The organism is Stutzerimonas tianxiuensis, assembly GCF_053470365.1.
Map to the genome: position 1 here is coordinate 205384 of NZ_JBPVWS010000010.1, position 6269 is coordinate 211652.

General features: G+C 61.7%; 5 protein-coding genes. 2 read left to right on the plus strand and 3 right to left on the minus strand.

The genetic code is table 11. From position 1 onward, the window contains the following. Nucleotides 1–42: 42 nt before the first annotated feature. Complete coding sequence (locus ACSSNI_RS14620) at nt 43–993, minus strand: NAD(P)/FAD-dependent oxidoreductase (protein WP_200638381.1); 951 nt, start codon at nt 991–993, stop codon at nt 43–45. A gap of 360 nt (nt 994–1353) precedes the next feature. On the opposite strand from ACSSNI_RS14620, the gene ACSSNI_RS14625 reads away from it, so the two are divergent. Beyond that, nucleotides 1354–2352 carry a TRAP transporter substrate-binding protein gene (locus ACSSNI_RS14625; protein ID WP_200638383.1) on the plus strand — a complete coding sequence of 333 codons (999 nt, stop codon included), beginning with the start codon at nt 1354–1356 and terminating at the stop codon, nt 2350–2352. Nucleotides 2353–2767: 415 nt separating this feature from the next. Then, a complete protein-coding gene (locus tag ACSSNI_RS14630; protein ID WP_325166575.1) occupies nt 2768–4408 on the plus strand; it encodes a BCCT family transporter in 1641 nt (546 codons plus the stop codon). 82 nt (nt 4409–4490) lie between these two features. On the opposite strand, the gene ACSSNI_RS14635 is transcribed toward ACSSNI_RS14630, so the two are convergent. Beyond that, on the minus strand, nt 4491–5207 hold the full coding sequence (locus ACSSNI_RS14635) for a 3'-5' exonuclease (protein WP_200638385.1): 717 nt from the start codon (nt 5205–5207) through the stop codon (nt 4491–4493). Continuing rightward, nucleotides 5204–6269, minus strand: a 1066-nt coding sequence (locus ACSSNI_RS14640; RefSeq protein WP_448259546.1) for a DUF294 nucleotidyltransferase-like domain-containing protein, incomplete at its 5' end; no start/stop codon positions are given. The genes ACSSNI_RS14640 and ACSSNI_RS14635, both read right to left, overlap by 4 nt.

Below are 6269 nucleotides of genomic sequence, written 5' to 3' on the forward strand. Positions count from 1 at the left end.
CAATCGAGCCGTTGCAAAAGTCGCCGCTGCGCTCGTTTTTTTTCAACGAGTCGCCTCCGTGCCGCCCCAGGGATTGGCTTCGAGGCTGTTATGCACGGCCGTCGCCGCCTGCGCTGCCTGACCGATGGCAACGGTCATCTGTTTCAGGCCCATGGTCACATCGCCGATGGCATAGAGGCCGCGCAGGCTGGTTTGCAGGTGGTCGTCCACCCAGATGCCACCGCACTCGTCACAGTCGGCGCCCAGCTGCAGCGCCAGGTCGGAGCGAAACCGCGCGCCCAGGCTGGGGTAGATGATGTCGAAATGGTGCCGTTCGCCGCTGCAGGTCAGCAGTTCGATGCCGGAGTTGCAAGGATGCAGGGATTCCACACGGTCGCTGATTACCCGAATGTCATAGTGCTCGGCCAACGCGATAGCTTGGTCGCAGGCATCGGGCTCGCCGTGCACCACCACTGTTACGTGAGCCGTGAAGGTGCGTAGGAACACCGCATGGCTGATGGCGTTTTCCGCCTCGCCATAGACGGCGACATTGTCCCCGTCGACCTCGTAGCCGTCGCAGATCGCACACAGCCGGACCTTGCCCTCACCGATGGCCCGCTCGACATCCGGCATGTCCGGCAGGGTGTCCTCAATCCCGGTGGCGAGGATGATTCGTCGAGTCAAGCAGGTGGCATCGCCATAACGCACGCTGAAGCCATCGGCATGGGGCTCGATGCACTCGACCCGGCCTTGCTCGAGCCGCGCGCCATACCCCTTGGCCTGCTCGCGCAGGCGCGCCAGCAGGTCGTTACCGTTGATGCCCGGCGGGAAGCCGGGATAGTTGTGCGACCGCGGAATCCATGAGGCACGGCTGGAGCCGGCATCGATGACCATGCAACTGCGGCGGAAGCGGGCGAGATAGAGCGCTGCCGTCAGTCCGCCCGGCCCACCTCCGACAATCAGGCAGTCGATCACGGTGGGGTTCGGCGATGAGGGGGGCGAAAGCTCGTTCATGGCTGACCGGATGGCTGAGGGTGTTGCCTGTAGAAAGGGGCAGCGGATCGAAAGTTCGGCCGTTCCGATGAGTGAGATGTGCTGTTTTGAGAGCTGGTTGGACTTTCTGGTGCTTGTGCCATCAAGGGTGATGGCCAAGACTTTCCGCCTCGGTTGGCACGGGCATTCAGTGTCCGGTTCGACGCCAACCGTATTCCAATAAAGGCCAGGCGCCGACCGCCGCAGTCGAGATGATCTGGCCACTCAAACCGAAGAATGGACGGACCGCGCTGCTGCGTGAGTCAGGTCTTGTCGTTGTCGATAAACCACTCGAGCGGTGCTCACAAGGCGCTGATTCGGGCTATTCCCGTTGGGGGTCAGATGTTCAAGTCTTGTGTTGCTGCGTTGGTCGCGGTCCTGTGTGGGTTGAGTGCTTCGGTCATGGCGGCCGAAGGAGAGCCTTTCGTCATCAAGTTCGCTCACGTCGTAGCCGACGACACGCCCAAGGGCAAAGGTGCGCTGCTGTTTCAGAAGCTGGTGCACGAGCGCCTGGCGGGCAAGGTCAAGGTCGAGGTCTACCCGAACTCGACACTGGTCGGTGATGCCGAGGAGATGCAGGCGCTGCTGAACAATGAGGTGCAGATCCTCGCACCGTCCCTGTCGAAGTTTGGCAAGTACACGAAAAAACTGCAGGTGTTCGACCTACCGTTTCTGTTCGACGACGAGGCTGCCGTCCAGCGCTTCCAGTCGCGTGAGACGAGCCGTGACCTGCTGCGCTCCATGGCCAATTCCGGCATCTATGGCCTCGCCTACTGGAACAACGGTCTGAAGCAGCTCTCCGCCACCCAGGCGTTGCGTCTGCCGGGCGACGCCGCTGGCTTGGCGTTTCGCATACAGCCCTCTGCAGTACTGGAGGCGCAGTTCAATGCGGTAGGTGCCAAGCCGGTGGTGCTGCCGTTCGCCGATGTCTACAAGTCGCTGCAGGCGGGCGTGGTCCAGGGCGCCGAAAACCCCTGGTCGAACATCGCCAGCCAGAACATGCACAAGGTTCAGCCGTTCATCACCGAGAGTAATCACGGGGTGCTCAACTACATGCTGGTGACCAGCTCGAAGTTCTGGATGAGCATGCCCTTCGCGGTTCGCTCCGAGCTCGAAGACATCATTCTTGAGGTCACCCAGGCGGTGAATCAGGAGGCCGCCGCGCTGAACCAGCGCGACCGCGACCGAATACTCGCCAGTGGCAGCAGCAAGCTGATCGTCCTGACGCCCGAGCAGCGCCAAGCCTGGCGCGAAAAGATGATGCCGGTCTGGCAGGCCTACGAAAGCGAGATCGGTGCTGACGTGATCCGCGCCGCATTGACGGTCAATCGCAAGCGCTGATCCTCAGCCCCTCGGCTCGCCGACATCCGGGGTCGGCGAGCGCGTTGTCGTTCCTTTCACCCGCCCTCGCTCCATCCCGCACTGTCATTAGCGCTGGCGCGACGGCCTTCCTGACGAAACGGTATTGCTTCCAGCCCTTCGGCAGCCGGGCTGCTTGTCACGCAGGCGTGCTGTCAGGGCAGTTGCCAGCCGGTTGGCCTTCGACCTGGCGTTACCTCAACCGCCAGGCAACGGCAAGGCTTGCCTGCGACGGATGACGGTTATGGAATCGTCGATGCCGGTCTTGGCCGTTTGGTATCACCCTTCGGCTGTTAGGATTCTTTCGAAGCGCGTACCTGAGCTCGTGTGCAGCAGAGGGGCGCTCCGTCTTTGTGCTTGTTTCCGATGTGCCAACCCAGAAGAAGGAGAACAGCAGGTGGCGACCAATCCTGGACAGACCACGGCAACGTCCGTGGAAAGCATTCCCGCACCGACCGGGGCGGCCAACCTGATCGATACCGACTACGTCATTGGTCAGGACAACATCAAACGCAAGTTTTTCGATGTGCACGGCAAGGTGTTCATCATCTCGGCCCTGACCATCGTGCTTTTCGTGGTCGTCACACTCGCCCTGCGCAGTGAGGTCGAACCGCTGTTCACCGCGCTTCGCGACTGGTTGACCAGTAACATGGCCTGGTTTTTCATCGGCTCGGCAAACATCTTCGTCTTGCTGTGCGTGGGGTTGATTCTTTCACCTCTGGGCAGGGTGCGCTTGGGAGGAAGGGAGGCGACACCGGACTATTCCTATACCGGATGGTTCTCCATGCTGTTTGCCGCGGGTATGGGGATCGGCCTGATGTTTTACGGTGTGGCCGAACCTATGTCCCACTTCTCTACCGCTTTGGGCGGGGCCACGGTTGAGAATGGCGTGCGTACCGATTGGGCTCCGCTGGGCGCTGCCGGAGGTGATGCGCAGGCTGCCGCGAGCCTGAGCATGGCCGCCACGATTTTTCACTGGGGTCTGCACCCCTGGGCGGTCTACGCGATCGTGGCGCTGGCGCTGGCGCTGTTCTCTTTCAACAAAGGTCTGCCGCTGAGTATTCGCTCGATCTTCTACCCGCTGCTGGGTGAGCGAGTGTGGGGTTGGCCGGGGCATTTCATCGATATCCTCGCCGTGTTCGCGACCCTGTTCGGCCTGGCGACCTCCTTGGGGCTGGGCGCCCAGCAAGCGGCCGCCGGTCTCGAGTTCCTGTTCGGCATGCCTAATACCGACATGAGCAAAGTGCTGCTGGTTATCGGTATCACGGCAATCGCGCTGATGTCTGTGCTGGCGGGCTTGGACAAGGGGGTCAAGCGCCTGTCTGAGTTCAACATGGTGTTGGCGCTGCTGCTGTTGCTGTTCATCATCATTGTTGGTCCGACGCTGGCCATCGTGACGGGCTTCTTCAGCAATCTGGGTAGTTACCTGAGCAACCTGCCAGCGCTGTCCAATCCGATTGGCCGCGAGGACGTGAACTTCAGCCAGGGCTGGACCGCATTCTATTGGGCCTGGTGGATCAGCTGGTCGCCCTTCGTTGGTATGTTCATCGCCCGTGTCAGCCGCGGGCGTACCGTGCGCGAGTTCCTGATTGCTGTGCTGCTGGTACCTTCCCTTGTGTCAGTACTTTGGATGACCGCGTTCGGTGGCACCGCTCTCGGTCAGTTCGTCTCCGACGGGTTCACCGGCGTACAGGATGCAGCGCTGGAACTGAAGCTGTTCGCCATGCTCGGTGAGCTACCACTGACCCAGATCAGCTCCTTTGTCGGTATCGTGCTGGTGGTGGTGTTCTTCGTCACCTCCTCGGACTCCGGCTCGTTGGTCATCGACACCATTACCGCCGGTGGCAAGGTCAACGCACCGGTGCCGCAGAGGGCTTTCTGGGCGGTGCTGCAGGGTGTGGTGGCCATTTCCCTGCTGCTGGGCGGCGGCCTGGTGGCGCTGCAGGCCATGGCGGTGTCCACCGGCCTGCCGTTTACCGTGGTCTTGCTGGTCGGTTGCGTGTCCATCGTCAAAGGGCTGATGAGTGAGCCCCGATAGCCTGGACTAGGCCTATCTCCAGGCGGCCCGGCTGCCTGGAGGGCGACACACAAAAGGCGCGACCGTTAGCGGTCGCGCCTTTTCAGTTCCAAAGATCGCCTATCGCCGTGGTCGGTGGGTAATGAAGGGCCGACTGCGCCTGCAACAGCTCGGCGGTAGCCAGGGCATCGGTCAGGGCATGGTGGGCCTGGTACAGCGGTAGGTTATAGCGCAGGCGGCTGTCGGCCAGACGGATCGATACAGGCCGCTTCGTGCTGAGCACGCGGCGCAGCCAGCCACGTCGGCGCGGATGCAGTCGTGCTTCCAGCTGCATCGTATCGATCACCGGAAACTGCAGGCCTTCGCCGAGCAAGTGGCGCACTGCCTGGTCGAGAAAACGCCGTTCGATGCTGCGGTAATGCACCACCATGATTCTGCCAGCCATCTTCTCGAGCAGTTCGTCGAGCACGTGGGCCAGCCTCGGTGCGTCGCTGACATCCGAGTGCGTGATGTGGTGAAAGGTAATTGACTGACTGCTCAGCTCACAGACCGGTTTGACGACCCAGTAGCTGGCCTCCCGGCAGCGTATTCGGTGCAAGTCGAAAGGCATCAAGCCAAGGCTGACGATTGAGTCGCGCTGGCTGTCCAGTCCAGTGGTTTCGACGTCCAGGGCGAGCAGCGGCACCTGCTCCAGTGGCGTGTCGGCACTGACGGTGCCTGCCTCATAGAAGCGCACCAGGCGCGGGTCGCTGGCCGTCCGCGCGAGCTCGGCAAATACGGCCGGCCAGTCCGGCGCCGTGCGGGATCCGCTACGTTTCATAGCGGCCTGCTTGGAAGCTGGCCCGGGTAGCGGAAGCGCAGAAATTGCTGCGCATTGCTGAGCACCTGGAAGGCCGACTTGAGGTTGTGTCGCTCGTTGGCGGAGATCTGTTCCGGTTCTATGTAGTTATCCGGTTCGCGCCCCTCCAGCAAATCCATGGCCTGATGGCGAATGCGCACAATGGAGAGGAATTCCAAGGCATTGCGCAGCTGGGTGATGGCGTCTTCGGTCAACAGTTTGGTGGCGGCGATGGCCTCCAGGCGCTCCTGGGAGTTTTGCGCCTTGGAGCCGACGGCCAGGGCGTGCACCCGGATCAGGTCGGTCAGCGGCGCGGTCCCACGCCCCTTGAGATTAATGATGTTGTTCTGCTGGCCATCCTTTTCCATCACGAAGGTGCGGAAGAACCCCAGCGGTGGCGTACGGTTGAGCGCGTTGCGTGCGAGGGCGGCGAGAAACAGCGGGTTGCTGCTAGCCTTTTGCGCGATCAGGTCCTTGAGGCTTTCCACGAGTCCGGCCTCTCCGTAGACGCTGCTGAGGTCGAAGAAAATCGAGCTGTTAAGCAGGGTTTCGGGATTGGGCTGCTCGATCCACTGGGTGAAGTAGCCCCTCCATACCCGCAGCGGTTGGCGCCACTTGGCATTGCTCGCCATGATGCCGCCTTTGCAGTAGCTGTAGCCGCAGGCGGCCAGGCCGTCGCTGACGAAGCTGGCCAGCTGCAGGAAATACTCGTCATGGATGCGCGGATCGAAACGGTTATCGAGGACCAGGGCGTTGTCCTGATCGGTGACGATCAGTTGCTCATCGCGTGCCATCGACCCTAACACCATGTAACAGTAGGGCACCGGCGGCGGCCCCAGCCGCTGTTCGGCCAGTTCCAGCAGGCGATGGGTAAGGCTGCGGCCGATGCCCGACATGGCGCTGCCGATCATGTGTGCGGTGGCTTCTTCGTTGACCATGCGCAGGAAGGTAGCGCGCAGGTCCGGCACTAGCAGCCTGTCGGACTTGAATTCATAAATGGACAGAGCGCGACAAAGACAAAGCGAATTGCCCACTATTTGAGCG